Origin of the sequence: Clostridium chromiireducens, from assembly GCF_003575225.1 — a bacterium.
GTDB lineage: Bacteria > Bacillota > Clostridia > Clostridiales > Clostridiaceae > Clostridium > Clostridium chromiireducens.
In genome coordinates this window covers 1,281,629-1,307,743 of record NZ_QXDJ01000002.1, presented here as the reverse complement: position 1 = coordinate 1,307,743, position 26,115 = coordinate 1,281,629, and the positions used below count along the sequence as shown (strand labels likewise).

Genomic DNA, 26,115 nt, shown 5'->3' with positions numbered 1-26,115 from the left:
TAAATTTAGACCTGTGTTTCTTTAAAAAATATTTAAATTAATAACCAATGTATATTTATAATATATGCTATAATTGGTTTATAATAGAAAATTATAAAAGAATGGATGATTACATGGGTAAAATATTAGTATTTATTTTTGATGGAATGACAGATTATGAAATAACATTTATCAGTCATTTGTTAGGCGCAGATGCTGGTAAAGAAATAATTACAATTGCATATGAAAATAAAATTATAAAAAGTCACTCTGGTATTTTATATAAACCATCGAAACTAGTTAATGAAATCTTAAATGAAGATGTAGACGGCTTAATAATTACAGGTGGATGGTATGGCGAAACAAGACCGGAGTTAATTGAATTGATTAATAATTTAAATTCAAAAGGTAAGTTAATTGGTGCTATATGTGGAGCAGGAACAGTTTTTTTGGCAAAGGCAGGTGTTTTAAATGATGTTAAGTATACCTCCCCTGTTGTCGAATGGACTCAAAAACACATAGAAGTATTTGGAGAAAAAGATCCTTTTCCAAGAGAAAATTTTGTTTCCGAACGAGTTGTAAGAGATAGAAATATTATAACTGCTCAAGGAATAGCATTTGTTGACTTTTCAATAGAAATATGTGATTGGTTTAATCTTTTTGAAAGCCAGAAGGAAAAGAATGAATTCAGCAAAAATATTAAAGGTTCAACGGAGTTACTAATATAATTTGCTATTATAATTATCATTCTATATCAGTGGAGGAATAACTATGAAAATCATTTCAAAAAACCCTAACGGACCTGATGCCCTTTCATTAATGGATGAATTATCAAATGAATTAGAATATATAACGGGTAACAGTGGAAAAAGTTCATTTAATCTAAACGATGTTTGTGTTCCGCGTTCTTTATTCGTAGTAGCTTATGACGAAAATGAAGAACCCGTTGGTTGTGGAGCAATAAGACCTATTAATGAGAATATTGCTGAAGTTAAAAGAATGTATGCAAAAACTAGAGGACTTGGTGTAGGAACTGAAATCTTGCATCATCTCGAGATACAAGCCAAAGAACTTGGCTACTCCGCTCTTTGGCTTGAAACTCGATTAATAAACAAACAAGCTGTTTTATTTTATGAAAAGAACGGCTATCATCGTATCGCCAACTACGGTAAATATATTGATAATTTCGAAGCTATTTGCTTTGAAAAGAATATAATATAATGTACTATTTAACTGTTTCTATAAATATTTTATTGTAAGCTCTCATTTCTTCAAGTTTCTCTATTGTTTCTTTTTCTATTTGGGATATATTTTTATCTATAATCTGCACTTTTTCTGAGTTACTTATATTTTCTCTACAGAAATTCACAATCTTCTTATATGCTTCCATTTGCATTTTAACTAATGCTTCATACTCATGATTAGTTATATCAATAAATTCTATCTCTTTACTTGTCATATTAATCCACCCTTCAAGAATTTGATGTATCTTTATCTAATAAAATAAATCATAATTAAAATAGAGATAGTATTATTAATTTCTTACTGTCTCTATTTTTATGATTTAATCTTCACTTTGAATATAAAGCTTTATTTTTTCAATTCTATTTTCTCTTATTTCTTCTATTTTAAAAATCAAATTATTATATTCTATATCTTTTTCATCTGTGCTTTTTGGAATACGACCGATAGTTTCAATAATAAATCCACCCATTGTGTCATAATTTTCACTTTCAATATATACATTAAAATATTCGTTAAAATCATCAATTGACAGCATCCCTGGCACTATAAAAGTGTTTTTATCTATAGCTTTTATAGCAGGTTCATCTTCATCATATTCATCATCTATATTACCCATAACTTCCTCAATTAAATCTTCAATAGACACTATCCCGGAGAACCCTCCATATTCATCTATTAATATTGCCATATGTTTTTTGTACGCCTGTAATTCTTTAAATAACTTATCAATGTTTTTATTTTCTGGAACAAAATACGGTGGATGAAGTATATTTCTAATGTTTACATTTTCAAAGCCGTGCTTTCTTGCTTCAACAAGAAGATCTTTCATATAAAGAATACCAATAATATTATCTATACTACCTTCATATACAGGAATTCTTGAATATCTTTCTTCTATTAACTCATCTAAATATTCATTTAATGGAGTTTCTATATCAATCATATAAACTTCTGTTCTTGGTGTCATTACTTCATCCGCTAATTTATCATCAAATTCAAATATGCTGTTTATCATTTCTGTTTCAGTCTCATTTATAACTCCATGTTCCCGCCCAACTTCAACATATGACTTAATTTCTTCTTTTGATACTTTTTCATCTAAATTTTCTTTATCAAGCCCAACTATTTTAACCAATATATTAGTTGATGCTGAAAGCAGCTTTACAAAAGGTACTGCAATCTTAGACACATACATTATTGGCTTTACAGAAAACATTGCAATCGCTTCAGATTTTTTTAGTGCTATTCTTTTTGGAAATAACTCGCCAAATACCAATGTTATGTAAGATAATACGATTGTTACTATCACTAAAGCAAGTTGCTGACTATATGGAACATTAATTTTGTTTAAATATCTTGCTAAATCTTCTGATATTCCAGTAGCTGCGGAAGCACTACTAAAGAACCCTGCAAGAGTTATTCCTACTTGAATAGTTGATAAGAACTTTGTTGGCTCATCCATAAGCTTTATTAAAAGTTTCGCTTTTTTATTTCCTTGTTCTTCAAGTAATTTTAGTTTATTTTTATTTAATGACACTATAGCCATCTCTGCTGATGCAAAAAATGCATTAATTAAGGTCAAGATAACTATTAATATTAATTGAGACGTTATATTCGTCTGTTCAGGGTCTAATTCCATAATTAATACTTCCTCCAAAATTAGTAAAGTTTTACAATAATCATATCATAAAGAGCATATGGAGTAAAGTTTTAGAAAAAGTTTACTTCTTTACTATATTCTTTTATATACTTCTTATAAGTTAACATTGTAGATGTTATAATTGAGACTAATGGCACTGTTAAAATTACCGCAATGCTTCCCGATAACCCTTGCATTATTTCTATTCCAATTGAATACATGTTAATAATTTGATTATAATTCATGCTGTAAGAGTATGATAAAATTAAGGTATTAATTGCTCCTCCTGTAAATGCTAATATTAATGTATTTGACATAGTCCCCATCATATCTCTTCCAACATTTATTCCTGAGTTAATGAGTTCACGTCTGCTTATATTTTTGTTTTGCTCATAAATTTCATTTATTGTTGAAGCAATAGATATTGCAACATCCATAACTGCTCCTAATGATGCTATAAGTATCCCCGCAAATAAAAGTCCCCCAATCTGCATATTTGTATTATTTGAAATAAAAACTAACTCTTCTATTTCTGCAACATTATATCCTGATATTTTTGCAAAGTATCCGAATCCTGCTGCACAAAGACCAGCAATAATTACTCCAATTATCGTACCCAACATTGAAGATATTGATTTTTTCGTTAATCCACCAATTAGATACATAGTAACAATAGTAGTTAATATGACAATAATAACTGCAGATAAAAATGGCGAGTACCCTTTATATATCATAGGAATAAATAAAAATATTATACAAATAAATGTAAAAATTAATCCTAAAGCTGAATTAAAACCCTTTTTACCTCCTATTAACCAAAGAACTAAGATAAATACAAAAACAAATCCATATATTATTGGTTCTCTATAATAACTATAAACCGAGGCAACATAGTCATCTCCGCTTTTACTTAAAGATATAATAACATTCATATTGACCTTACATGCTGCACCATAAAGGTATCCTGAAAAACTTGTTGCCTCTAAAACTTTACCTTTATACTCTCCACTCAGCATCCTTACCCTCACAATTTGCTTGCCTACATTTTTTCCATCACTTTGAATATTAGTATTATTCAAAACCTCTTCAACCACTGCTTTTTCAAAAGAAGTTCCCTGCCTATTAACCAGCTGTGCCTTGTCGACCTGATTGAAAAAATACAAAAAAATGAAAAAAGCTATGGCAAGTATCAATATAATTCCTCTTCTAATATTAACTCTTTTATCTATAAACAATTCTGAAAACATCCTACTCCTCCAATTTATGATTTCAATAGGTTATCATTAATTCTAAGTTATATGTTAGCTATCTATAACACCAAAAGCACAAAAGTAGGTTTATACCTACTTCTGTTGACATTATTTCATACCTTACTTAGTTTTAGTGATTGTAAAAGTATTATCAATCTTTGCTCCAGTATCTGTTCTAAATGTATCTATAGAAAATGTCTTATCGTTAATAGTAATAGTAGAATATGTTGGAATATCTTCCTGCCATCTAGCTGCTATATAAGCTTGTTGTTTTGTAACTAAATCATAATATTTACTTCCTGAACTTGAGTTTGCGGTCATATATAATATTCCTTTAGGATCAACTATATTATTATCTGCTGCTTTACTCTTAGTACTATTTTTATCTTCAATTGATGTTAAATATTGATTATATTTATTATCTATAGGTGTTTTTCCTTCAATATAGCTTTCAAATTCATCTTCAGTAATTGTTTTAGCTTTATCTTCTTTTCCACCTTTTAGCATCAAGGATCTTGAGTAAGTATGATCATGTCCTGTTAATACAACATCTATTTGATTTTCTTCAAGAATTGGAATCAAACTATATCTTAAATTAACCACTTCTGGTTCATTTGAATGTTCCCCTGATCCATATATATCTTGATGGATAGTAACTATTCTCCATTTGGCATTCTTATTTTCAGCTACAGCCTTTTCAATTAATTGCTTATGTTCTGCTATATTATAATTATTTGTATTTAATACAATAAACAATGCATTACCATATGAATAGTAATATCCTCCACCAGCTTCTGTTTTTCCTAATTCAGAAGCGTTGGGATTATTAAAATGGAATGAATAATTTCCACTTGGTGCATCGTGATTTCCTATAGTTGTTGCTACTGGAATTGATTTCAAAGCCTCTGGGCTTAGATATCCTGCATATTCAATTTCATTCTTGTCATAAGTCTTATTCGGAGCCTTCTTATCTCTTGATTGAATTTGATCCCCCGCAGAAATAACAAAACTTATATTTGGATTCGCTTTTAATGCAGTATTTAAAGTATTATTCCAATTAAAACTGTCATTTCTAACTGCATTGTCTTGTCCTTGTTCTTTATCTTCTCCTGTTACTACATTTTCGCTTGAAGAACCTATTTGAGGATCGCCTACAAACATAAAGCTAAAACTATCTATATTTTTTGTGCTATACGGTGTTGCATTAGTCCATTTTTCATTTATTTGATAGCTATAATAATATGTTGTACTTTTTTCCAAGCCCGTAGCTGTCGCTTTATTAGATATATACCCATTAACCGCTGCTTCACTTTTCACAGATAGATCTTTTGCATTACTCATATCTTTATTTTTAGATATTTTTATACTTGGCTTAGGTTCGGTACTTTTCGAATACCAGGCAAAATTTAGTTCGCTTTCATTTCTACCAGGTGTTAATGATATTTGTGTAGGATTATTTTTTATGGTTTCCCATTCATTACACCATTTCTCCCACTGACCATTTGATGCTGAAGCAGTTTTACGCGCTTCTGTCCACCCATCATTAGATGCTGCAAAAACACCAATACTTGTAGATACTAACATTGTTGCCGTTATTATTGTTACTATTAATTTTTTAGTAGATTTGATCATTATTCTTCCTCCCCTATTATAGATGTTGAAATTACAACCATAATTATACATGTCAAATCTTCCTTAAAATCATTTATTAAGTATTTTTTACACAAAATAACCTATATTTTACAGAATACAACCTACATTTTACATAACTGCTTAATACTCTACTATTGTTTCTTAAGATTTTTAATATACGAGGTTTAGTCACTAATTTTTTATTAAACTATTATCCTCTATTTAAATATAACAATTTTTTTCTGATATATATCTCTTTTACAGACTCCTCTCCCTAATCCGTTCCCATTAAATTGAATTTACACTTTTTTATTACTCAATTCTAAATATTAAGTAATTTAAATATATAGTGTAACAAATAAAGAGCATATTCTTTGAAAATTTAATATTGTTATTTTACATAATATGGTATAATAGTAATATAATTTAAACGGTAAGGTGACTGAGTATTATTCTATGAACATGTAAAGTATGAAGAAGCAAAAAATAACAATATTATTTGAATGGAGAGTTTGCAAATGTATTTAAGTAGAATGGAAAGGAAACGTAAATTGAGATTAAAAAATAAGAAAAGATTACGAAAATTTATACTTCTTATCTTGTTTTTAATAACGGCTACTTTATTAATTGGTTTTTATTATGAAAAAATTGGAGAATATAATGATTTAAAAGAATATTCCTCAATAGGAAAAATGATTGATATAAATAACCATAAAATCAATATATTTAGCAAAGGTGAAGGAAATGCCACTGTAGTTTTTACCGGTGGCTTAAATGAGCCAATCTCTTATTCAGACTTCTATCCTCTTTATAATGAAATTTCAAAATATGCTAAAATAGCAGTTTATGATAGGCCTGGCCATGGATGGAGTGAATTAACAGATGTTCCAAGAGATATAGATTCAATTGTAGACGAAATGTATACAGCCCTCATAAAATCAGGGCAAAAGCCACCCTACATATTAGTTGGTCATTCCTTAGCATCATTATCAGTAATAAGATTTGCGCAATTACATAAAAATGAAGTCTCAGGTATCGTACTAATTGATGGCGGTAGCCCTGAATACTATTTGAAAAACAGCTTAGCCTTTAACAATAGTACTGTTTTTAATTATAAATTATTGAAATCAGTTGGCATAGCTAGATTGGCACTTTACCACACAAGTTATTCTTCGAAAATCACATCAGGTCAGAACGATCTTAAGCTATTACCAGATGAGTTAAAAAATCTATATACCGCAATGACACTTAAAACCATGTATAACAAAAATATTGTAGATGAAGGTAACATGGCAAGTTTAAATGCACAAAAAGTATTGGATAACGGTAAATTAGGAGATATTCCACTTAGAATATTTACTGCAGAGAATAGTATTTTATCAATTCCTGAATGGGAAAATAGCCAGATAGATTTAAAGAATTGGTCTACTAATAGCAAACAGATAGTTGTTAAGAATTCGAGACATCCTATACATCAATTCGAACCTGACATAATAAACAATGAAATAATAGAATTAATAAAAACTCATTTCTAAAATACATAGGAGAGAATAATTATGAAAAGAATACCATTTAATAGAACTACTACTCATTACGATGAACGAGTTACTCAAATAGATGAAAAGATTTGTGAATTGATCAAACAACGTAAAGAAATATCAGATAATAATCCTGGTTATCCTCCCTTTGAGTATATAACTAATTGGGCAGAAAAATTTACTTTATATGAGGATCAATTAAAATCAGTATTTGGAACATTGTGGAATGAAGAAGTATATCGACCTATCGTCGAACCAAGTGGTTTTAGATTAAACTTACCAGTATTAAAGTCAATAGAAATAAATAATCAGATTTATTCTGTAATTTCTATTCGTCAATATTCAAACGCAAGTGTCGTAATTTTCAATAAAGATTGGGATAATACAAATGATTTTTTAGATAACAAATTAACTCATACCACTTTTGAGCTTTTTATAAATGAATACTATAATTGTAGTATGATAAGTGGAGCCGGTGGCGATGGGCATTTTCATTATAATTTTACAGTTTCCCCACCGCTACCCGACGACTTTTCAGGCGTTGATTTGATTTTTAAGGAACGTTTTATACCTCTAATTGAAAATAAAACAGGAATTGAAATTGTAATACATTTATAATTCATTAGGATCTAATATAGCAATAGCCAAAGAGAATAATAAATTGAATCATGTTGATAATATAGCTTATCTATTTTTTATATTTCGCTTATTCTTCGCAGTTTTAGTTATAAGTCTACCATTTTGATTGATTAAAATTTCATTTGCCCTCTCCCAATTGATAATTATTTTCATTTACAACCACCTTATCATGTGCTATATTATTTTTAGGCTTAATTTTATCGCGGCAAATTTCTATATGGAGATGATAATTATTATGGCAAAAATGAGAACACCAAGATTTAAATTATGCAGACGTTTAGGACTTAATGTAATAGGTCACCCTAATGCAATGAAAAGAGCTAATAATGGCAGCGCTAGAGATGCCAAAAAGCTTTCTGCTTATGGTGTACAATTATTAGAAAAACAACGATTAAGAGCTTACTATGGGGTAATGGAAAAACAATTCTCAATTTACGTTAAAAAAGCTCTTAGGGATAAGGAGCAAACAGGATATTCTTTAATCAAAAGATTAGAATGCAGACTTGATAATATAGTATATAGATTAGGTTTTGCAAATTCTGTGGCTCAAGCACGTCAGATGGTGGTACATGGACATTTCTTAGTAAATGGCAGTAAGGTAAATATTCCATCGTTTAATGTCAATATAGGAGATATAGTTTCATTGAGAGAGAAATCACAAAAAAATGAAACTTTTAAAAATAATTTCTTATCAAATATTTTAAATACCTATTCATACGTAGATAAAAACGAAAGTGAATTCTCAGGTACTCTTTTAAGATACCCTCTAAGACATGAAGTTCCAATCGAAATTAATGATTCATTAGTTGTAGAATTCTATTCAAAATTAAGCTAATAGGGCATCTTAAAATAAAGGTAACTAAGTATTTATTTTGGGGATATTTAGTTATCCTTTATTTAACAAAAGGTTTAAAGGGAGGTATTATAAATTTGAAGATTGATATAAAACCTAAAAGTAGATGTACTAATCCATACAAACATTATTATTTTTGGGAACATAAAATTATAGATGGTACTAATTTATGGGAAGGCTACTTTGAGAACAAAAATATAACTAAAGATTCTAAAATAGTTTATACAGGAATACTTGATTATGAAAAGAAAGTTTTTCACTATGGTTTTGTTGTCTATCCTACTGCTTATAAACTCTTAGGATTTTTACAACATGTTTTTCTTACTACGGCTTTTTTCACTTGGTTTGATCGTAAATCTGAAGGGTTTTATATCCCATTAACCTCATATGAAAATGTTGTGAAAGAAGTCAGAAAATATGATGAAAATCTTAATATAAGTTTAGTTAAATCAATGAATAACTCATATTCTTTTCTAAATAGCCTGTGGTTATTTGATGAAACGCTGCTAAACCTAGGCTTGAAATCTTTCTGCGAAAAATTTAATAATGAATGGGATAATGATTGTGATCAAAGATTATTCTTAAAGATATTTGATAACCCATCTGATTTATTTGATTTTATAAAAGACTCTATTGGTTGGTCTGACTATGAAGAGTTTATAGAAGAAGAAATATCTATGAGTTTGGACAAACTTAAATTTACTTGTGATAATGCACTAACAGAGCCTTTACTAAATAAAAAGTTGATTGATATTCTAAATACAAATATGCCTATATTGTTTTAATGAGAGCCTCAAACTTTAAACATAGGCTTAAATGTAATCAATTGAAATAAGATACATTGTTATTTCATAGCTCTACGAAATAACAATGTATCTTATTTCTAATTAATTTTGTTTTTTAAATTTTATCAATTATTTCAATTAAATCATTTATTTGAAAATCTGCTTCCTTTTGATCTATATGATAATCTTTTGGTACTAAAGCCCCAACTGTAATTCCTGCAGATTTTGCCGCTCTAATTCCTAGTATTGAATCTTCTACTACTAGTACATCTGTTGGCGATAAATCTAAAACCTTAAGAGTTTCAATATAAATCTCTGGATCTGGTTTGCTCTTCTTACACTCTTCTCCACTAATAACAAAATCAATGTAATTATCAAGCTCACACTCTTTTGTCATTCTTAAAATATCATGTTTTCCTGACGATGAGGCAATAGCTATTTTAATATTTTTATCTTTAAGTTTAGCAAATACTTCTTTTGCTGAAGGATTCATTACTTCCAAGAAATTTACTTCATACTCCTTAGAATACTTAAAATATTTTTCTTTTAAATTCTCCCGTTTTTTCTCATCGTCAGGCACTAGCATTTCCCATATCATATTACTACTTGATCCAATGAAATCCTGAAGCTTCCTTGTAGATGGCTCTATTTTTAATTCATCAAAGAAGCTCATTCTCCTTTTAAAATAGAAATTTTCAGTATAAGCTAAAACTCCGTCCATATCAAAAATTACTGCTTTTTTCAATTTATCTCCCTCCTGATTTCAGTAGTTATATATTTCAACTTATCCCTTAAACGCTGTACAAAATCCAATCTATAAAACTCATATTTACAATTTTTATACTGCATAAAATAAAGAAATCGAATAATCTCGATTTCTTTATTGGTATTTGTCTTTATATAAAAGATTATGCTGTATTTTAATATTCTAACTTCCACATATATCTTCTCTTAGTAAGTGGATGTTGGCGCGCATAAGAAAGTTCCTCAGCATAAACACGGAATACTGCCGTAATTAACATTGGATTAAAATAATCAACAACGGTCTTTGGAATTGTTGAAGATAATCCATAATCTAAAGCGTCTACAACTGTCGTCTTTGCTTCAAAACGTTTTAAGAAAGTTAATGCTCGAGCATCAAGTGGACGAGTACTACCTTCGTTCATTAATAATATAAACGGAACATCTTTATCAACTATCTCAAATGGACCATGGAAGAATTCTCCTGAATGAAAGTTTCCTGAATTAATCCATTGCATCTCCATCATCAAACAAATTGATGTGGAATAAGCAACTTCGACTGTTGCACCACTACTCATAACATAAATCACTTTATCATCTTTGTACTTCTCTGCAAATTTCTTTGCATCTGCTATTGCTGATTCTGCTGCTTTTTGTGAAACATCATAAATTCTACTGAAAGCAGTTTCCATATCGTTGTAATATTTATAACCTTCATATTGTTCTAGAATTTCCACTGCAAGTTCGAGTACATAACCCATTTTTTCTAATTTAGTACTATAGCTTTCAGAAAAACGATGGCTGATAACATAATCGGCATCATTTGTAAGTGGAGAATTAGGTACATTAGTTAATGAAATTAAGTGAGCACCGTATTCTTTGGCTTTTTTATTAGCTTTTACTGTTTCAGGAGTACTGCCACCTAATGAGGCTGAAATTACAATAGCAGTTTCATCTAATGAAGCTACTGTAGCGTAATTAAATTCATTAGCAGTATAATGGCTAACGCGTAACTTTTTTGCGTTATTATCTAAAAAGTACTTTGCAGGATATAAGTCAGCTTTTGAAGCACCACACCCTACAAATATAATGCTATTTATCTCTCCTTGTTTTTCTTTAATTTCTTTAACAATTTGTTTTGGATTCATTTTAAACCTCTCCTGTATTCCTTATATTTATGGTTTCAATTCTATTTAAAAATACCTAATAAACTTAATAGTATTCCGCCTAAAATACATATAGTAAGCATCCACCCTGTTGATGCCTTCTTTTTTAGCAGCGAATACATAAAGAAAGTTATAGCTAGTGGAATACTTTTAGGAATTATTCCATCTAACACATTTTGTAAAACAAACTTTTCACCAAATTGAATTGGAGTTGTAATTCCAATCATACCAGCCATCATTGATCCAACAACCATAAGTCCTACAATAGAACAAATATACATTACTTTATCCATAAGTCCTTCATTATAAAGTTTTGTTAAGTACTTATTTCCCATGGTGTAACCAGTTTTACCGCCATAGTAAGTAACAAGAAAGGATGGTATGAAAGAAATTAATATTGCTAATATAGGTCCTAAAATACTTCCTTGTTGTGCCAAATTAATACCTAACCCAAAGGCTAGTATACGTATAGTTCCTTGAAAGAAAGAATCACCAACTCCTGATAGCGGCCCCATTAATGAAGTTTTCATAGCATTAATTGATTCCGGGTTAAAGTTTTCTTTATCCTCATAATATTGTTCTTCCATTGACGCACTAAGACCTAAAACAAAAGCACTTGTCTGTGGCGTGCAGTTATAAAAGTTCATATGACGTTTATAAGCTTCCTTCTTTAATTCATCATCTTTAGGATCTGTATAAATTCTATCTAGAATAGGAGCAATTCCATACAAAAATCCCATATTCATTTGCCTTTCATAGTTCCATGAAGCTTGAATTGCCCAAGATCGCCAGAAAAATTGTATATACTTCCACTTATTTGAATCTTTCTGTTTTTGTATATTTTTCATGCCAATACCTCCCATTAATCTAGAATATCTAATTCATCAACTACTGTTTCTTTTTTAAACTTAAATTCAGCTAGAACAAATGCAGCAATGCATGCAGTAATAGCTACACCAGTTACACTTAAATTTGAGTATGCGGTAACAAAGAATCCTCCTAGCAAAAATGGCAGCATCCTTGTGGATAGCATTGTACTTAGAAGTAAAGCAAAACCATAGGCAGTCAATAGTTTACTTGATAAACTTAATCCGCTAGTTAACCAAGCTGGAATAACTTCTACTATATTTTTTACTAAATCTGCTCCAAAATAAATTGCTAGGAATATTGGAACAAAATACATTATAGAATACAGAAGAGTTCCCCAGAAAATATGGATACGATATGCTTTTTTATATTTTCCCTTTTGAATTAACGAGTCAGCTATGTGAGTTAAATTTGAAAGAATAGTTCTCATTACAACGCCAAGCATTTGCCCGAGAACTGCAATAGGAATTGCAATGGTTAAAGCCGCTTCTGAATCTGCATTTGATAAAATAGCAAAAGCTGTTGCAATAATTGACGCCATATTCATATCTGGTGGCGCTGCAGCACCTATGTGTACTAATCCTAAAGAAATTAATTCAAGTGCTGCTCCAACCATTAACCCCTTTTGAATATCTCCTAACACGAATCCTACTAAAGTACTTACTATTAATGGTCGTTCTAAATTTAATCTGCCTAAAAGTCTGGAATCCAAGATACAAATAACACCAATGAACCCTAATAATATTGACTTGATTAACATTTTGCATCCCCCTTTTTATATTTCAGATGTTAAATCTTCCCTCTTAGATGTAGGAACCTGCTGCATATATAAACTAATTCCCATTTCCTTTAATTTTTTACTTTCTTCTAACTCTTCTTTAGTTAAGAAAATAGCACTGCTATACTGCTTCGATTTATCTTTATTAGCGATTCCGCCATAATTGATCTCTGTGATCTTAGGATAGGTTTGACAAAATTCTAAGGCTGCTTTTGTTCCACCGAAAACAATCATTATATTTTCTTTTAGCTGTTCAACTTTTGAAATCCTTGCTAAAAGATCTTTCACCGAAAATATATTTAAAGTTACTCCAACAGGTTTTGATAAGTTTAAAGACATTTTTTTCATATCATCTTTGGAAGTTGCATCATCTACAACTATAATTCTTGAAATTCCTAAAGTCTTTGTCCATGAAAAAACTACTTGTCCATGTAATAAACGATGATCAATTCTTGCCAACTTAATCATAAATCTTCCTCCTGCATATTTTTACATTCATTAAGCAATTTAGTACAATCAACTATTCCCTGCTTACTCTCTTCGATAATGTCTTGTAGTAAACTTTCAGAAATTTCACCAACTTGAGTCACAAGGGAAATAACTAAAGGTAAATTCATTCCTGTAAGAACATGTATTTTAGGGTAATTATTTATTAATGACATTATCTCTGTATTAACACTGCCACCAAGAATATCTGTCAAAATATAGATATCTTTTTTATCATAATTTTCTTTTATTATTGCCTCTATAGACTCTCTAGTGTTTACATCTTCATCCCTATAAGATGAAAAAGCCTCAACCATTGATACGTCACCAATAATCATATCTAAAGTATCTTTCATACCTTTTGCCAAATTTCCATGACTAACTAAGATAATTTGTACCATATCCTTCTCTCCTTTCTTATTATGAAGTTATCAAAGTTCATAGTTTTTTAGAAATCCTACTATCTCAATAGGCATATACATAAGTTAATATTTTTCTATTTACGATTAATACTTTTGAAATATTGTTTTAATTTCATCAATATTCTTTGTTTTTGTTAAAGCCAATTGAAGAAGTATTTTTGCTTTATATGGTGCAAAGTTACTGCCCACTATCATATTTTTGTAATGGTCAAAATAATCATCTCCTGCTATATTTCCATTTGCAATTCTTGAAGATCTTATAACTGGAATGTTCTTACTTTCTAGTTCACCCAACTTTTTAGTCCAAGCTTCACTCATACAGCCAGAACCAGCACCAGCTACAACAATACCATCAAAGTTTTTAGCCATATAATCTAATACTCCTGGGTCAGCTTCGACACTGAAGTATGCAATTCCAACCTTAGGTAATGTAGTCAATCCATCTACACTAAATTCTGTCTTTGTAGTGTGTGGTTTTGTACTTTCATTATAGAAATAAGGAATATCATCGCGCATAAAACCAAGGCTACCTAAATCGTTTTGACCGAAAGCACCAGTTTTAGAAGTATTTACTTTTTGAACGTCTCTACCACCATATATACCATCTGAGAATACTACCATTACACCTTTTCCAACAGCATCTTTACTTGCAGCTAATGCAACAGATTGATAAATATTCATAGGACCATCTGCACTTATGGCAGTTGCGGGACGCATTGCACCAGTAATTACAACTGGTTTATCTGTTTTTACAACCATGTTTAGAAAATATGCTGTTTCATCTAAAGTATCTGTACCATGAGTAATTACAAAACCTGCTATTGAATCATCTTTTGCTAATTTATTAATCATATTTGCAATAGTAATCCAATTGTCATACGTTAAATCATCGCTTCCTACATTACAAATTTGTACCCCCATAATGTTTGCAAGCTTATCTAATCCATCAACTGAATCTGTAAGAGATTTAACGTCGTATACTCCGGCTTTATAGTTGGTTGTTTTACCTTTATCACCACTACCGGCAATAGTTCCACCTGTTCCTATAACTACTACATTCTTTAAAGCAGAGTTCGGATTTTCCGGTTGTGATATAGTGTAGCTCGAGATATCTGCTGCATATGCAGATATAGGCATAGAAGTTGTTGCTACAGCCACAGAAACCACTGCAGCAAATACTAAAGTTAAAATCTTTTTGATACTTTTTCTCATAATTATTTCCCCCATTAACTATTAAATTTCTATAATTAACTTATTACTCTCCCATGATTCCATAATTAATTGATAGCTATCGATTTATTCAATAGCTATCAATTGATTTACTTATTGAATATTTTAGCCGCTTTTCCCTTAATCTCTGCTAATTCTGATTCACTTAATTCACAATATTCGCTATTATCCTCTGATGTATCTGCATCTTGTATATACATTACTTTAGTATCCTTCTGAGCTATTGTATAAAACCAAGTTTCGCGTGGCACATTATATATTTTTCCTGGTTCCATTTCTATAACTTCGATGTCAAACTTACGATTATTTCTATCTGCAACTAAAAGTATTGATTTTCCATTTAATAAAATAAATTGTTCATCTGTTGCATGATGAACCTCCAAACGATGAAGTCCTTCGATATCATTATCTGGCTTCCAGTTCTTTATACAGATAACCCAATCGTCATTATTATATACACATTTAATTCCTTCACCTTCATAGGCAAATATTTTATCTTTCATTTTTTAATCATTCCTCTCAATTTAATTCACAAGACAGCATGATACTATCAGCACGCCTTGGATAATACTTTTCTATAATTTTTAACTACAATCACATTAGAGTTCATTTAAATACAAACTTTAAACTTACTTTGTTACAGTTTCTATCCACTTTTCTATATCATCTTGAGCCTTATTAGGATCACAATAATATCTTCTATCACATATTTCAAAAGACATGCACCCATCATATCCGCTTGCTTTGATTTTCTTGTAATATTCTTCCATTAGCAAATCTCCATCTCCTGGAACTAAATGTCCTCTATCAACAAAATGAATATACTGTAGCTTGTCTCCTAAATTTTTAAAATAATCATCTGGAGTTTCTGGATAATTTGACATCTGGGATGTATCTAGCATAGCAAATAAATTAGGTGAATTAATTTCATCAACCATTTTTCTAAGTTCCTTGCTGCTATTTATAACATTAGACGTTGTAACCATTAAAGGTTCAAGTAATAATTTAATTCCTTTTTCTTTAGCAAACTCGCTTAGTACACCTAGACTCTCTGCTGATTGTTTCCATGCTTCTTCTCTAGGTTTATTAAAATACCCTGAGCCTGCGCACACAATTACACGTGGTGCCTCGAGAAAATTTGCTATTTCAATAGTTTTCTTAAAATAGTTTATACTACTATTTCTGAGAACCTCATCTTCACTTGCTATATTGACTGGATATACGCACTGTTCAGGAGTTACACATTCTAATTTAAGATTTCTTTTTTGAATATCTTTTTTTAAAAAAGATACCTGATCCAATGTTGCATCATATATATTTAGGTGAGGGGCTGCTGCCCATAATTCGACACTATCTAATCCTGATTTCTCAACCTTATCTAAAAAATACGATAAGGGGTATCTTACGTAATGAAAATTCATTGCTACAAAGTTCACATGAAACCCTCCATTTGCTTATTCAATTATCTTTAAACAGTTTTTGAGAATTCTTTTTTAGGATTTTACTTTAGGTTGTTTGAAGTGAAAATTTTATGAGCTGAAATTGACTACATATAATTGTATACAGATATTCTTCTATATTAAAATACTTCCTATTAAAGTAGCAACTAACACAGATACAACGATATTAATCATTCCTGGAATCATAAAACTATGGTTTAATACATATTTACCAATCTTTGTAGTTCCTGCAGTATCAAAAGAAATAGCTGCAAGGCATTGAGCTGACACTGGTAAAAAGAAGTTTGAGTTTACAGCCATCCAAGCTCCGATTATTACATATGTTGGTAGTCCAAGAGCAATTGCGATTGGTATCATTATAAGGGTTGTAGAACCTTGACTTGTAATTAGAGCTGCCACGATAAATATAATAACTGAAAGCATCCACGGATAGTTGTTTACTATAGTAGCTACGTTTTCTTTTATAAAAGTTGTTTGTCCCCCTATAAATGTATTACTCATCCAAGCTAATCCGAAAGCGCATACTATAGCTAATGATCCAGCTCTAAATATAGATCCATTAAGAATAGTTTCAATAGCTGGGCGACAAAATATAACTATCATAGCCGCACATATTAACATAATAATTTCAATAGTATAGGCCATTGACAAAGTCGTAGTCTTCCCATCAACTACCCATGATGGACGGAATTCTGAGAACATTCCCATAACAACAATTGCTAAAACACCTAATAAAAAGATTACAACAGATCTTTTTGCTGCTTTTGATATTTGAGCTTTATCACCTTTTTCTTTTGTTGCTGCAATCAATCCTTCTGCCATTCTACGTTGATATTCAGGATCTTCTGCAAGTTCCTTTCCCATACGCATTGTAGCTATTGCACTTGTAATTACTCCTATAAGTGTCGCTGGTACACAAATAGACAAGATAGTACCAAGGTTCACTCCAAGTGGCGCCATAAATCCAATCATTGCAGCTGTTGCAGCTGAAACTGGTGAACATGTTATTGCTTGTTGCGACGCTATAATACTATTAGAAATTGGTCTTTCTGGTCTAATATCACTGTCAATTGAAAGTTCATTAATAATTGGCAGTAAACTATATACAATATGCCCAGTTCCAGCCATCATAGTAAATAACCATGAAACTATTGGTGCTATTACTGTTATATGCTTAGGAGATTTTCTAAGCAATTTTTCTGCAAGTTGAACTAGAAAATCTAATCCTCCTGAAGATTGCAGTGCAGAAGCTGCTAGTACAACACCTAAAATAATTAAAATTACATCAACTGGCGGAGATGCTGGCTGAACATGAAAAATGAATACAAATATTGCAACTCCAACTCCACCAAGTAAACCCATAAAAACATCACCAATTTTAGCGCCAAAGTAAATTAGAACTATTATAATTAATAATTGAATCCAAAACATAAAGTACCCTCCTTTTATTCTATCAATACATAAAAGCCTTTTTATACATTCCGATCACCATAAATCGTTTTCAAAGCAGCTATGTTGGATAAGTGATACACATATTTTTGTGCATCACACACAATATTATCCAACTAAAAATCTATAAAAGACTTGCAATCATTTATAAAAATTTACAACCATTTATTGTTAACTTTAAATAAGCTTATATAATGTCTGTTCCGTGACCAAAAGCTCCATTAACTTTACATATTTCTGCTGCAAAATTCGCACCTTTTTCCATACTTAATTTTATTCTGTTAATCATATTGCTATCATTATCTGAAAAAAATTCATTTTTCTCAGAACTTCTTACCAACTCAACTAAAAATGCAGTCAAATAAGAGTCTCCTGCCCCCATAGTATCTATAGCTTCTGTAAGCTTTGCGGGCTGATATAACCAATTATCCTTATATAGAGCATATGAACCCTTTTCTCCAACCGTCCCCACTACAATTTTTGAACCGCATCTTTGTGCCTTTAACATTTCCTGTTTTCTTTCATCATCATTCAAATGGCTACAGGAAAGAAATGAAATATCTGCATATTGGCATACACTTTCAAGGTATTCATCATTCCAACGTACTGAAAAATCAAAAGATATTGGCACATTACATTTTTTTAATGTAGCAAGATCACCTTCAATATAACTATTTAAACTAGTATGAATAACAGAAAATTCTTTTATATATTCTAAATCATTTTCCTCAAAACCCCATGGCTTCTCTTTTGCAATACCACCTTTGTTAGACCCAAGAAATACACGATCTCGATTTTCTAATGTTACACGTGCATAACCATTTTCTCCTTCATATTTACGACAATGACTATGCTCTATACCTAATTCATCCATAACATTCTGGATAAACTCTGCAACTTTATCATTTCCGAATTTACCTAAATACGATACATTCATATCACACATTTTTGCATAAGCACAAAAGTTTAAAGCATTTCCACCAGGATACATAATACCTTGATTAACATACTTATCTACTACATTATCGCCAATACCAATAACTTTATATTGTTCCATACAAATACCTTCCCATCATTTCGTGTAATTTATTATATTTTTATAATTATTATTTTAAATTTAAGTCTTTAGTGATATAATATTATTGGAATCATTCCTTATGTGACATATTAGTTTGCCGAAAATATTATATCACATAGGAATGATCTGTTGCTTTTTAGAAACTTTTTCTACTAAACACTTTAAATTTTAATTAATATTCAACCTTCCACATATATCTACGAGTTGTTAATGGATGTTGTCTTTCATCTGCTAATGCTTTGTTATAAACAGGGTAAATATTATTAAATAATGTATGGTTAAAATAATCGACTACAGAGCTATCAATTTTAGAGAGTCCTAATTCTTTCGCATCTATAACTTCTACTCTTTTTGCATATTGATTAAGAAATTTTAATGCTCTTTCATCTAGAGGTCTTGTGCTACCTTCTGATACTTGGATTACGAAAGGAATTTCTGCATCAGTTATTTCAAATGGTCCGTGGAAATATTCTCCTGAATGTATAGATGAAGAATTTATCCATTGCATTTCCATGAAGATACAAATACTTTCCATATAAGCAGCTCCATAGCCTGCCCCACTTGCCATAGTGTATATAACTGAATCATCCTTGTGATTTTTAGCAAATGTAAGTGCACGTTTTTCAACATGTTTGCAAGCACTTTTTACTATTCTATCAATCTTAGATACTCCATCTAGGAATTTATTGTAATTCTCATATCCTTCAGTTTGATTTAAAATTTCTACTGCAGTCATTAGCGCAACAATCGTTTTCTCTCCTGCTATATCTTTATCATCCCCAAATGCATAATCTACAACATAGTCTGCATGTTCAGTTATTGGTGAATCTGCAATCCATGTTAATGCGATAACTGGAACTCCTGCTTTTTTACCGATTTCTGCCGCCTTAACTGTTTCTGGTGTGTTACCTTTATGAGATGCTACTATTAGTACTGAATTCTTTCCAAATGCCTTTGGTGTATTATGAACAAATTCATTACTATTATAGATTCCTACTTTTACATCAGTTGCTTCTGTTTCTAAAAAAGTTTTTGCTGGATAAAAAGCTCCATAAGATCCCCCACAAGCTACATAATAAACTTGTTTAATTCCACCAACTTCTTTTTTGTTTGCTATAATTTCTTCAATAATATTTTTCATCTTCATGCTGCATTCTCCCTTTTCTATACTTTTCTTTTTTGTTTTATACCGGTATATGTATCTCTTGGTTACATGTATTATAATAATACATTATAATACATGAGTCAATATATTTTTTTAATTTTTTTATATATGCTTGTATTTATTTTTTTATCAGCTCTGAACTTCATCAGTGTAATCTTGCATCTCACGCCCTCACGAACCTTATCCATAATGAAATTAACATATTTTCTGCACTCTATTAAAACATTTGCAGAATGTATTGATTTGTTATATAGAATTTTTCTGATATTGTATTTAAATAGTATTGTTTTTCTTTCCTTAAGTTATAGATTTTTTTCTTTATATGTATTATATTATTATATAAAAGACATATACAAAGGAGATGCAACTTATGATCGATCATGAAGAATCATTACCCTTATATAAACAACTACAAGATTATATTCTAGGTTCAATTAACAATGGTACATTGAAACCTGGCGATAAACTCCCGACTGAATTGGAATTAAGTAAAGCTAACAATGTCAGTCGAGTAACAGTTCGTACTGCCCTTGATTCACTAACTTCAGAAGGTTACTTGATTCGGGTTCCAGGGAAGGGGACATTTATTGCTAAAGAGAAAATCAAAAAAAATGTTACAGAAACTATTGGTTTTAGTGACACTTGCAGAATACAAAATAAAGTTCCTGGAGCAAAGGTATTGAAATGTGTTATTGAAGAAGCCACTGCAGCTGATCAACAACACTTATTATTACAGCCTGGCGAAAAAATAATTAACATTGAAAGAATCAGATATGCCAATGATACTCCAATCGCTGTTGAATATTCCAGATTCCCTTCTTCTTATTCATTCTTATTGCAAGAAGATTTAAATAATAAATCACTATACGAAATTTTAAGAAATAAATATGGCCTTTCCTTTGGAATATCCAGAAAATATATCGACATGGAATATGCTTCTTTTGATGTTGCCACATACTTAAACATATCAGAAGGGTATCCTATGCTTAGTATTAAAAGTACTGTATGTAGTTCTACTGGTGAGAAAATTCATCGTTCCAAACAAATAATACTAGCTGATCAATTCCAGCTAATTGTATAATTTTTTATAGCTTTAAATTCTTTTGTATATAATATTTAATTAGTATTCACTGAAGCTTAATCATTATAAATAACGAAATCAATATTAGAATTGTGCATAAATCAAATCTCTATTATTGACGTTTTGATTTACGCGCATATTCTTATCATTTTCATTTCCACTTTTTCTTTCACCGGTATACGCTTTATATTTAGTGAGATAAAATCCAAAAAAGTCTTCGATGATTTCAGTTAATATAAAACACGTAAAAAAACAGTAGTTATATCCCCCTATACTACTGTCTTTAAAAATCTTTATTTAATTTTCTCATCTTTTCTTATTTAATCCTCTCCTCTTTTCTCCTCTAATAAATCGCCTTTATTTCATGATCCAATTCAATTAATTTCTTCTATAGCTAATAGTCTTGGCTCATTGTCTTTTTGAACCTTTATGTATACCTTAGCCATTTCCATTTGTAAATTTTCTATTACTGATCTAACTTTACATATAAAGTAATATTCCTCAACACCATTAGTGACTACTGCTACTGGATTAAAGTTCCATCCATTTATACCGTCTAGTGCTTTTCTTAGTATTTGTTTATCCTCAATTGAAACCGAATCTTTTATTTCTAACCTATCATTTTCTTTTTCCATAATATCAACTCTCCTTACTAAAGAATATATTATTACTAATTCTTGACAATTTATTGTCAAAAATACAAACTCTCTTTTAATATATTATTAAGAAAAAATAAAGGTTACAGATTTAGTTCTGAACCTTTAAAGATTAACTTTAGCTTCGAGAAATTAATAAAATTAGAATAAATTTTCTTAAAGTTGTCAATCATTATAATGATGACATGATAACCAAACAAAGAGATAGTATTTATTGCACTTTCCCAAATACTATCTCTTTCCTTATATAATTATTTCATGCTCCCAGCTCTTCACATATACTCTGTCTTTTAATTTATCGATTTTATAAGAATACCTTACTCGAAATCCACTATTTAAAATAACTTATGTTCATATTTTAATTACAGAATAATATATAAATGTATAAATCAAAATAGTAAATACTACAACTAACGCTAAATACTTTAGGATACTTAAAACTTTTAACATATCTCTTACTCCTTTCATATACACATTATTGTAATATCATTCTAATTCTTATGCAATGATACTTAGTAAAATATATGTTGATTCCCCATCTACATAATTCGTATAAAATTATTTTTTTATGAATTAAATAAATTAATAATACTATGTACGTAATGTTTCATCTGTCCATTTTACTGATTCTAAATATGCACCCGCAAGTTTGTTTATATCAATTTGCATCTCTTCTGCGCAAATTGTAACCTTTTCCCATTGACCCCTCTCATAATAAATAGCTAGCTTTAGTATTTTATTTAACGAGTTTGCCTCTTCAATTAGACCTTCTTTGATCTCATCAGATAGAAATAATTCCTTTAGAATGACTTCAATTGGACAGCCTAAAATTGCATCCATAACTGAGAATAAACCAACCATATATGCCGAATAACTTCTTTCATTATACCCACTCATATTGCTTATAGCTTCACACATTTTTGCTCTTTGAAGGGAAACTTTTAATAATTCGTTAGTATTGTTTTCCTTTAAATCATTTAATAAAACTACATATAACCATTTTACAATTTCTTTTCTTCCTAATAATGATATAGCATATTTTATAGAAGTCACTTTATTTTTCATAAAAAAAGCTGATGAATTAATCAATTTAATAAGTTTATAAGATATCCCTACGTCTTTCATTATTAAATCTTCTAAATGATTAAACTCAAAGTCTTCTTTATTTATTAACTTTAAAATCTTCAATGCTGTATCTTTGTTAGTCGGAATATCTTTTGTTGATAACACTATCGGCTTACTAAAATAATATCCTTGAAAGTACGAGTATCCTAACCCTAAAGCTTCATCATACTCTTCTTTATTTTCAACTTTTTCAGCCAAAAACTTTATCTTATTATTTACCTTTTTTAATTCCAATATCTTCTTTCTTTCATATCCCTTTGTAATTTTAAAATCTATTTTTATAATATCAGCCATTTCTATTAGTTTCATATATTTTTTATCAAATACGAAATCATCTAAGGCTAGTGTAAATCCTTTATTCTTAAGCTTTTTGCATGCGTTTATAACCTCATCAGTCGGCTCTATATTTTCTAAAATTTCAATCACAACATAATCACTTGGAAGTATGGTTGCTATTTCTTCTTTTATTAATTCTTCAGTAAAATTTATAAATGCCTTCCTATTGTCAGTTACACTCTTAAAATCGAAAGCATAAAATGAATTCGCTATAACATTTCGTGTTGCCTCATCCCCATTGGTATTATCATAAAAATTATTCTGCCCATTTCTAAATAAAAGCTCATATGCAACCACTTCATTACTACAATTAAATATAGGTTGCCTTGCCACAAAAATATCCATGTATACTCCTCCTATTCTAGTAATTTTTTATCATTCATACATTTTTTTATAAACGTTCTTTTACAAATATAAAAAGCCAACTAAAACTAATCATTTTGTTAATCAGTTTTAATTGGCCGGTTGCACAACTAGCTCCAAATTCTTAATATGCCCAAATAAACGAATTCTTCACAGCTTCCAATTGTAATATAATACATATTAATGTAATTTTATCATTAATAATAATTATAATCAATAATTATTATTACTTGTAATCTTTTACTCAATAAATAATACAATTTTATTCATTTAACCAACTATTAGATTGGTAGTAGTTATTCTTAACAGTTAAATAAAAAGATGCCGTTGTTACATTCATGTATGGAACCACCCATAATAAACCTATACCTAATGTAATAATCCCTAATATTATCCACCCTAAAAAACTAAGTAAAAGCACAAAATATTTGAATTTATATCCTTTCATCATTCCAGCACTTTCTTTTAGACATTGAATAACAGACTTACTATTATCATCAGCTAATATATAATAAGATTGTGAAAACATATAACTAAATATAATACCCGGTATTATTAATAAAATAGTCCCGATCAATATTATTATTCCTAACAAAAAAAATAATCCTATTGCTTTTAATATAACTCTAAATCCTGAAAATATATCTGCGAATTCTGGATCTCTATCCTCATAAGCATAATTTAATGAAAATCTACACATCCCAATACTCATTACAGTACTAACTATCATTGATATTATAGCTAAAACGATAGCTAATGCATTATTATTATCCTCAAAAATCCTTGTAATAAAATTAAATAACATTTGTATTAAAAACACAGCTATAATTGCACCAATAGCTATTCCCCATCTTCCTTTTAGCTGATTCCTAGCATGTCTTTTCAATTCTGCTCTATTAATCATTAAATTCCCTCCTCAATTTCATATTCCCATTTAAGTAATTGTATTTAATATAATACCATATTTTCTATAAAACTTCAATTTTTGGTATTATATCGTAAATTTTATATTAATTTATATCTCACTAAGAATAATTATTCAAGTCAAAAAAATAAGGTAAATAAAGTATCTCTACTTAATCTACCTTTAAAAGTAACTACGCTTGTATGAATCTTTCATAATTCTCCATTTTATCCTCTCTGTTATCTTTCTTTATCCAGATGTTATATTCTAAGATAACTTTTTCGATAGTTTTAAGCTCAATCTTTGCGTCTTTTTTTCTTTTCACTTCTGCATACATGTTTATTTTCATTATATTTCCCATTAAGTCATCCCCCCTTTACCTATATAATATTATTAATTTCTTATGATTTTTCTGATGAATTAATTAATTTTTTCTTAAATTTGTAAACAATATCATTATAACATTCAAAAGATTAATCTTTTGGGGCAAATAACTGATAACGATTACTCCTATAATAAATATATTAACATTAATTTATGTCATTTATTTGTCAACTATAAACGTTTTCTTCATTCAGAGCCACAAAAATTTTCGTCCATTTCACTTGGTTCTCCAAATCCTCTGAAGTATTATGTGTTTTAAAACTTATTAATACATCTTTTGAATGTGCTTTTATAGTTTTTCATACCACAATTCCAAACTATAAAAGCAATTATAACCATTGAATGAAATCAAAAATATTTAAATTAATCTAAATATGAAGTAATAAGTGTAAAACCTGCAACTCAGTATGAGTAATTATTTTGACTTTGGATAATCAATATTATCAAAGCTTCCAATAACAAAATAAGAAGCTTGTGCTTGAACAAGCAGCTCCTGGCTCTCATCAAAAATTTTGCATACAGCTCTCATTATATTATTTCCATCACTAATCACTTCTCCAACAGCTGTAATTATATTTCCTTCACGTACATTTTTTATATAACTTATACTCAAATCTGTAGTTACTATACGTTTTCCTAAAGTTACACATGAAACTCCCATTACCACGTCTGCAATTGAAGCCAATGTGCCCCCATGTACATAACCATATATATTACAATATTTATCAATAATTTTTGTTTTATATTTAACCTTTCCCTCCGAAATTTCATCAATTTGAAGATTAAGAAAATTCTCTAGTATTGATGTCTGATATGTTTCTTTCAAATAGTTTTCTAACCATAAAAGATGATGTTTAGTCATTA

At 29.7% G+C, this 26,115-nt stretch carries 28 protein-coding genes and 1 riboswitch; of the genes, 7 read left to right on the top strand and 21 right to left on the bottom strand.

The genetic code is table 11. The features are described 5' to 3' along the window. Positions 1–113: 113 nt before the first annotated feature. Positions 114–707: a DJ-1/PfpI family protein gene (locus D2A34_RS11290; RefSeq protein ID WP_079439015.1), complete on the top strand. Its 594-nt coding sequence runs from the start codon at positions 114–116 to the stop codon at positions 705–707. A gap of 43 nt (positions 708–750) precedes the next feature. Then, positions 751–1,200, top strand: coding sequence for a GNAT family N-acetyltransferase (locus D2A34_RS11285; protein ID WP_119366645.1), 450 nt, complete (start codon positions 751–753; stop codon positions 1,198–1,200). 4 nt (positions 1,201–1,204) lie between these two features. On the opposite strand, the gene D2A34_RS11280 is transcribed toward D2A34_RS11285, so the two are convergent. The 4 genes from D2A34_RS11280 to D2A34_RS11265 form a co-directional block, all read right to left on the bottom strand. Beyond that, positions 1,205–1,438, bottom strand: a complete 234-nt coding sequence (locus D2A34_RS11280; RefSeq protein WP_079439013.1) for a hypothetical protein — start codon at positions 1,436–1,438, stop codon at positions 1,205–1,207. A gap of 105 nt (positions 1,439–1,543) precedes the next feature. Beyond that, on the bottom strand, positions 1,544–2,863 hold the full coding sequence (locus tag D2A34_RS11275) for a hemolysin family protein (protein ID WP_079439012.1): 1,320 nt from the start codon (positions 2,861–2,863) through the stop codon (positions 1,544–1,546). 71 nt (positions 2,864–2,934) lie between these two features. Continuing rightward, a complete protein-coding gene (locus tag D2A34_RS11270; protein WP_119366644.1) occupies positions 2,935–4,110 on the bottom strand; it encodes a YibE/F family protein in 1,176 nt (391 codons plus the stop codon). Positions 4,111–4,233: 123 nt separating this feature from the next. Beyond that, positions 4,234–5,745 (bottom strand): purple acid phosphatase family protein, encoded by a 1,512-nt coding sequence (locus D2A34_RS11265; protein ID WP_119366643.1) that lies wholly within the window; start codon positions 5,743–5,745, stop codon positions 4,234–4,236. A gap of 518 nt (positions 5,746–6,263) precedes the next feature. Between D2A34_RS11265 and D2A34_RS11260 the strand changes: the two genes are divergently transcribed. The 4 genes from D2A34_RS11260 (at position 6,264) to D2A34_RS11245 (ending at position 9,560) form a co-directional block, all read left to right on the top strand. Beyond that, a complete protein-coding gene (locus tag D2A34_RS11260; protein WP_119366642.1) occupies positions 6,264–7,280 on the top strand; it encodes an alpha/beta hydrolase in 1,017 nt (338 codons plus the stop codon). 21 nt (positions 7,281–7,301) lie between these two features. Then, the gene (locus D2A34_RS11255; protein ID WP_119366641.1) at positions 7,302–7,901 is read left to right on the top strand and encodes a hypothetical protein; all 600 of its coding nucleotides are present in this window, start codon (positions 7,302–7,304) and stop codon (positions 7,899–7,901) included. 256 nt (positions 7,902–8,157) lie between these two features. After that, positions 8,158–8,757: a 30S ribosomal protein S4 gene (gene rpsD / locus D2A34_RS11250; RefSeq protein ID WP_079439007.1), complete on the top strand. Its 600-nt coding sequence runs from the start codon at positions 8,158–8,160 to the stop codon at positions 8,755–8,757. A gap of 95 nt (positions 8,758–8,852) precedes the next feature. Next, positions 8,853–9,560 (top strand): hypothetical protein, encoded by a 708-nt coding sequence (locus D2A34_RS11245; protein ID WP_079439006.1) that lies wholly within the window; start codon positions 8,853–8,855, stop codon positions 9,558–9,560. 115 nt (positions 9,561–9,675) lie between these two features. Here the strand turns inward: D2A34_RS11245 and D2A34_RS11240 are convergent, their stop codons facing one another. The 12 genes from D2A34_RS11240 to D2A34_RS11185 form a co-directional block, all read right to left on the bottom strand. Further along, positions 9,676–10,305 (bottom strand): HAD family hydrolase, encoded by a 630-nt coding sequence (locus tag D2A34_RS11240; RefSeq protein WP_119366640.1) that lies wholly within the window; start codon positions 10,303–10,305, stop codon positions 9,676–9,678. 175 nt (positions 10,306–10,480) lie between these two features. Continuing rightward, positions 10,481–11,449 (bottom strand): SIS domain-containing protein, encoded by a 969-nt coding sequence (locus D2A34_RS11235; RefSeq protein WP_119366639.1) that lies wholly within the window; start codon positions 11,447–11,449, stop codon positions 10,481–10,483. Positions 11,450–11,490: 41 nt separating this feature from the next. Next, on the bottom strand, positions 11,491–12,315 hold the full coding sequence (locus D2A34_RS11230) for a PTS system mannose/fructose/sorbose family transporter subunit IID (protein WP_119366638.1): 825 nt from the start codon (positions 12,313–12,315) through the stop codon (positions 11,491–11,493). A 14-nt stretch (positions 12,316–12,329) separates the two neighbouring features. Continuing rightward, the gene (locus D2A34_RS11225; protein ID WP_119366637.1) at positions 12,330–13,094 is read right to left on the bottom strand and encodes a PTS mannose/fructose/sorbose/N-acetylgalactosamine transporter subunit IIC; all 765 of its coding nucleotides are present in this window, start codon (positions 13,092–13,094) and stop codon (positions 12,330–12,332) included. Between the two features lie 15 nt (positions 13,095–13,109). Further along, positions 13,110–13,580 carry a PTS sugar transporter subunit IIB gene (locus D2A34_RS11220; protein ID WP_119366636.1) on the bottom strand — a complete coding sequence of 157 codons (471 nt, stop codon included), beginning with the start codon at positions 13,578–13,580 and terminating at the stop codon, positions 13,110–13,112. After that, positions 13,577–13,999 carry a PTS sugar transporter subunit IIA gene (locus D2A34_RS11215; protein ID WP_119366635.1) on the bottom strand — a complete coding sequence of 141 codons (423 nt, stop codon included), beginning with the start codon at positions 13,997–13,999 and terminating at the stop codon, positions 13,577–13,579. The genes D2A34_RS11220 and D2A34_RS11215 overlap by 4 nt, the downstream gene beginning before the upstream one ends. Before the next feature lie 105 nt (positions 14,000–14,104). Then, entirely contained in the window at positions 14,105–15,232 is a 1,128-nt protein-coding gene (locus tag D2A34_RS11210; protein ID WP_243128320.1) for an asparaginase, read from the bottom strand. Between the two features lie 107 nt (positions 15,233–15,339). After that, entirely contained in the window at positions 15,340–15,753 is a 414-nt protein-coding gene (locus D2A34_RS11205; RefSeq protein ID WP_119366634.1) for a cupin, read from the bottom strand. A 126-nt stretch (positions 15,754–15,879) separates the two neighbouring features. Then, complete coding sequence (locus tag D2A34_RS11200) at positions 15,880–16,686, bottom strand: sugar phosphate isomerase/epimerase family protein (RefSeq protein WP_119366633.1); 807 nt, start codon at positions 16,684–16,686, stop codon at positions 15,880–15,882. Between the two features lie 138 nt (positions 16,687–16,824). Continuing rightward, positions 16,825–18,141: an anaerobic C4-dicarboxylate transporter family protein gene (locus tag D2A34_RS11195; protein ID WP_119366632.1), complete on the bottom strand. Its 1,317-nt coding sequence runs from the start codon at positions 18,139–18,141 to the stop codon at positions 16,825–16,827. Between the two features lie 205 nt (positions 18,142–18,346). Then, the gene (locus D2A34_RS11190) at positions 18,347–19,216 is read right to left on the bottom strand and encodes a fructoselysine 6-kinase (protein ID WP_119366631.1); all 870 of its coding nucleotides are present in this window, start codon (positions 19,214–19,216) and stop codon (positions 18,347–18,349) included. Between the two features lie 193 nt (positions 19,217–19,409). Beyond that, on the bottom strand, positions 19,410–20,384 hold the full coding sequence (locus tag D2A34_RS11185; RefSeq protein WP_119366630.1) for an SIS domain-containing protein: 975 nt from the start codon (positions 20,382–20,384) through the stop codon (positions 19,410–19,412). A gap of 388 nt (positions 20,385–20,772) precedes the next feature. On the opposite strand from D2A34_RS11185, the gene D2A34_RS11180 reads away from it, so the two are divergent. Then, positions 20,773–21,483 (top strand): GntR family transcriptional regulator, encoded by a 711-nt coding sequence (locus D2A34_RS11180; RefSeq protein WP_119366629.1) that lies wholly within the window; start codon positions 20,773–20,775, stop codon positions 21,481–21,483. Positions 21,484–21,857: 374 nt separating this feature from the next. Here the strand turns inward: D2A34_RS11180 and D2A34_RS11175 are convergent, their stop codons facing one another. The 5 genes from D2A34_RS11175 to D2A34_RS11160 form a co-directional block, all read right to left on the bottom strand. Then, entirely contained in the window at positions 21,858–22,118 is a 261-nt protein-coding gene (locus D2A34_RS11175; RefSeq protein WP_079439005.1) for a cupredoxin domain-containing protein, read from the bottom strand. A gap of 612 nt (positions 22,119–22,730) precedes the next feature. Beyond that, entirely contained in the window at positions 22,731–23,945 is a 1,215-nt protein-coding gene (locus D2A34_RS11170; RefSeq protein WP_079439004.1) for an EAL and HDOD domain-containing protein, read from the bottom strand. A 105-nt stretch (positions 23,946–24,050) separates the two neighbouring features. After that, a riboswitch (cyclic di-GMP riboswitch) is annotated at positions 24,051–24,133 on the bottom strand. A 92-nt stretch (positions 24,134–24,225) separates the two neighbouring features. Continuing rightward, positions 24,226–24,867 (bottom strand): DUF975 family protein, encoded by a 642-nt coding sequence (locus tag D2A34_RS11165; RefSeq protein ID WP_079439003.1) that lies wholly within the window; start codon positions 24,865–24,867, stop codon positions 24,226–24,228. Between the two features lie 193 nt (positions 24,868–25,060). After that, positions 25,061–25,228 (bottom strand): hypothetical protein, encoded by a 168-nt coding sequence (locus tag D2A34_RS26680; protein WP_169896773.1) that lies wholly within the window; start codon positions 25,226–25,228, stop codon positions 25,061–25,063. A gap of 438 nt (positions 25,229–25,666) precedes the next feature. Continuing rightward, entirely contained in the window at positions 25,667–26,113 is a 447-nt protein-coding gene (locus D2A34_RS11160) for a PaaI family thioesterase (protein ID WP_119366628.1), read from the bottom strand. Positions 26,114–26,115: the final 2 nt, after the last annotated feature.

Coding starts and splice junctions, on each gene's coding strand:
- D2A34_RS11260 (WP_119366642.1), top strand. CDS start 6,264: ATGTATTTAAGTAGAATGGAAAGGAAACGTAAATTGAGATTAAAAAAT.
- D2A34_RS11280 (WP_079439013.1), bottom strand. CDS start 1,438: ATGACAAGTAAAGAGATAGAATTTATTGATATAACTAATCATGAGTAT.
- D2A34_RS11225 (WP_119366637.1), bottom strand. CDS start 13,094: ATGTTAATCAAGTCAATATTATTAGGGTTCATTGGTGTTATTTGTATC.
- D2A34_RS11275 (WP_079439012.1), bottom strand. CDS start 2,863: ATGGAATTAGACCCTGAACAGACGAATATAACGTCTCAATTAATATTA.
- D2A34_RS11205 (WP_119366634.1), bottom strand. CDS start 15,753: ATGAAAGATAAAATATTTGCCTATGAAGGTGAAGGAATTAAATGTGTA.
- D2A34_RS11180 (WP_119366629.1), top strand. CDS start 20,773: ATGATCGATCATGAAGAATCATTACCCTTATATAAACAACTACAAGAT.
- D2A34_RS11210 (WP_243128320.1), bottom strand. CDS start 15,232: ATGAGAAAAAGTATCAAAAAGATTTTAACTTTAGTATTTGCTGCAGTG.
- D2A34_RS11160 (WP_119366628.1), bottom strand. CDS start 26,113: ATGACTAAACATCATCTTTTATGGTTAGAAAACTATTTGAAAGAAACA.
- D2A34_RS11185 (WP_119366630.1), bottom strand. CDS start 20,384: ATGAAGATGAAAAATATTATTGAAGAAATTATAGCAAACAAAAAAGAA.
- rpsD (WP_079439007.1), top strand. CDS start 8,158: ATGGCAAAAATGAGAACACCAAGATTTAAATTATGCAGACGTTTAGGA.
- D2A34_RS11170 (WP_079439004.1), bottom strand. CDS start 23,945: ATGGATATTTTTGTGGCAAGGCAACCTATATTTAATTGTAGTAATGAA.
- D2A34_RS11220 (WP_119366636.1), bottom strand. CDS start 13,580: ATGATTAAGTTGGCAAGAATTGATCATCGTTTATTACATGGACAAGTA.
- D2A34_RS11285 (WP_119366645.1), top strand. CDS start 751: ATGAAAATCATTTCAAAAAACCCTAACGGACCTGATGCCCTTTCATTA.
- D2A34_RS11235 (WP_119366639.1), bottom strand. CDS start 11,449: ATGAATCCAAAACAAATTGTTAAAGAAATTAAAGAAAAACAAGGAGAG.
- D2A34_RS11255 (WP_119366641.1), top strand. CDS start 7,302: ATGAAAAGAATACCATTTAATAGAACTACTACTCATTACGATGAACGA.
- D2A34_RS11175 (WP_079439005.1), bottom strand. CDS start 22,118: ATGGAAAAAGAAAATGATAGGTTAGAAATAAAAGATTCGGTTTCAATT.
- D2A34_RS11265 (WP_119366643.1), bottom strand. CDS start 5,745: ATGATCAAATCTACTAAAAAATTAATAGTAACAATAATAACGGCAACA.
- D2A34_RS11165 (WP_079439003.1), bottom strand. CDS start 24,867: ATGATTAATAGAGCAGAATTGAAAAGACATGCTAGGAATCAGCTAAAA.
- D2A34_RS11190 (WP_119366631.1), bottom strand. CDS start 19,216: ATGGAACAATATAAAGTTATTGGTATTGGCGATAATGTAGTAGATAAG.
- D2A34_RS26680 (WP_169896773.1), bottom strand. CDS start 25,228: ATGGGAAATATAATGAAAATAAACATGTATGCAGAAGTGAAAAGAAAA.
- D2A34_RS11195 (WP_119366632.1), bottom strand. CDS start 18,141: ATGTTTTGGATTCAATTATTAATTATAATAGTTCTAATTTACTTTGGC.
- D2A34_RS11215 (WP_119366635.1), bottom strand. CDS start 13,999: ATGGTACAAATTATCTTAGTTAGTCATGGAAATTTGGCAAAAGGTATG.
- D2A34_RS11290 (WP_079439015.1), top strand. CDS start 114: ATGGGTAAAATATTAGTATTTATTTTTGATGGAATGACAGATTATGAA.
- D2A34_RS11230 (WP_119366638.1), bottom strand. CDS start 12,315: ATGAAAAATATACAAAAACAGAAAGATTCAAATAAGTGGAAGTATATA.
- D2A34_RS11270 (WP_119366644.1), bottom strand. CDS start 4,110: ATGTTTTCAGAATTGTTTATAGATAAAAGAGTTAATATTAGAAGAGGA.